This is a genomic window from Robiginitalea sp., from assembly GCF_049588695.1.
Lineage (GTDB): Bacteria > Bacteroidota > Bacteroidia > Flavobacteriales > Flavobacteriaceae > Robiginitalea.
The window spans coordinates 1-2,083 of record NZ_JBAVZJ010000062.1 but is presented as its reverse complement, the minus strand read 5'-3'; the positions used below and the strand labels follow the sequence as shown (position 1 = coordinate 2,083).

The 2,083-nt window shown below is 50.1% G+C and carries 1 protein-coding gene and 2 pseudogenes; 2 read left to right on the top strand and 1 reads right to left on the bottom strand.

Annotated elements, in window-relative coordinates:
* Positions 1 to 551: pseudogene (locus WBV75_RS01300) on the top strand (kynureninase); the annotation flags it as partial.
* Positions 552 to 602: 51 nt separating this feature from the next.
* A complete protein-coding gene (locus WBV75_RS01295) occupies positions 603 to 1,760 on the top strand; it encodes an MFS transporter (RefSeq protein ID WP_424118856.1) in 1,158 nt (385 codons plus the stop codon).
* Here WBV75_RS01295 and WBV75_RS01290 read toward each other — a convergent pair.
* Positions 1,757 to 2,083: pseudogene (locus tag WBV75_RS01290) on the bottom strand (hypothetical protein); the annotation flags it as partial. The gene WBV75_RS01295 and the pseudogene WBV75_RS01290 sit on opposite strands and share 4 nt — an antisense overlap.

Genomic DNA, 2,083 nt, shown 5'->3' with positions numbered 1-2,083 from the left:
GTTATAAATACATGAATAGCGGACCGGGAAATGCCTCAGGGGTGTTTATCGCTGAAAAGCACCTGAACGATCCGGATATCCCGCGTTTTGAAGGGTGGTGGGGGACGAAAAAGGAAACCCGGTTTTTGATGCAACCCCGTTTTGATCCTATGGATTCGGCAGATGCCTGGCAGATTAGCAATGCCCCGATACTGGCCATGGCGCCCTATCTGGCTTCCCTGGAGTTATTTGAGGCGGTGGGAATGGACGCCCTGATTGAAAAGAGAAATAAGATTGTGGCGTATCTGGAATTTATCCTCGGGGAAATAGACAAAGAGGTGGAAAGCACCTTTGAAATTATAACGCCTGCCCATGCCAGGGGGTGCCAACTTTCTGTCTTTTTGCACGGGGAGGGGAAATCACTCTTTGATTACCTGATGAAAAACGGGGTGATTACAGACTGGCGGGAACCCAATGTCATTCGTCTGGCTCCGGCTCCTTTCTATTGTTCCTACACAGATATGTATCGGTTCGGTCAGATTTTAAAAAAGGGCATCCTTGAAAAAGCATAGTTCAGGCCGGGCCATTGGGGCGAAACATTTAAACCAAACGCAGGGTCGACCATGAAGTCACTGCGTTTAATCCTGTCTAACCCACGGTATTTTGGCCCGGCATGGGTTTTTGCCAGCCTTAATATGTGGTTTGGCACCTGGGCCATTTATATTCCCCGGGTATCGGAAAACCTCCGGATTGACAAGGCGGAACTCGGGTTCGCCATTTTCTTTTTGTCCCTTGGGATTTTTACCATTTTTCCGGTTGCAGCCCGGATTGTCAATCGTCTGGGTGCCGGACGTGCCACCTGGTACGGCGTTGTACTTTGCAGTATTTTTGCCTTTTTTCCCTTGATCGCACCCAATTACTACACCCTTATGGCCGCCCTCTTCTTTTTTGGGGCAACCAATGGCCTTACGGATATTGCTATGAATACCCTGGTGACGGAAGTCGAGAAAAAGGATGGGCAAAATTTTATGTCTGCCGCCCATGGGTTTTTTAGTCTCGGGGGAGTCCTGGCGGGTATGGGAAGTTTTCTGATCGGCCCGATCGGCAATCCGGCCCTGCATATGCTGGGGGTGATCGTTATCGTCTTTTTAATCAATCTCCGTTTTCGCAAGTACTATTTTGATGTTACTGCACCACCCATGGAAAAAGAAGGTTTTAGCTTGAAACTATTTCGCCCCCTCTTCCTCCTGGGGATCGTCTCCTTCATCGTAATGGGAGGGGAAGGAGCAGTCGTCGACTGGAGCGGACTCTATTTGAAAGAGATCAGTAAAGCTCCTGAGTTCCTTATCGGGGCTGGTTTTCTGGCTTTTTCTGTCACCATGACCCTTGGGCGCTTTCTGGGAGACGGGATAAGCACGCGCATCGGTTCTGTGAAGATTGTGGCCCTTGGAAGCCTTATCGCCATCCTGGGATACTTATGCGTGCTCCAAAGCGCGACCTACGTTTCCCTGCTCGGTTTTGCCCTCATCGGGCTGGGGTTTTCCGTTATTATTCCCGAACTCTTTCGGATTGGAGGGAATATCAAAGGGGTAGAATCTGCACAGGGCGTGGCGTTTATTGCGGGAACGGGATATTCCGGGTTCCTTTTGGCACCCCCCGTTTTGGGGTATGTAGGAGAGCAATTCAGCCTTAAAACCACCTTCGCCGTCTTACTTATCGGGGCTGTTGTGGTTATGCTCTCAACACTTTTGCTCAGGAAGCGAGAAAAAAACAAAGGTTAATTCACGCGGATTCCCGTAAAATACAGCTTAAAGCTTCCATCGGCGTTTTGATGGTGGGTAGAGAGCTGCAGTCCTCCCTCATCCTTGTACTGCTCCCATGTTGTCGCCAGACTGGGCTCGGGTTGGTTTCCTTTGCGAAACACCCATTCCCGGAGCACAGAATCTTTACCGAAATAGAAATCATAGGCATCCCCCGGGGTGTAGCCCCCTTCGTTTCCATAAACTATGGTCAGTTTGGAGGCAGGCTCCCCTGAAATCGGGGCTTCATCCGTTTCCTGGTATTCATGGGTAAAGGAATCCTGATCCCACACCCACTGGTAGGG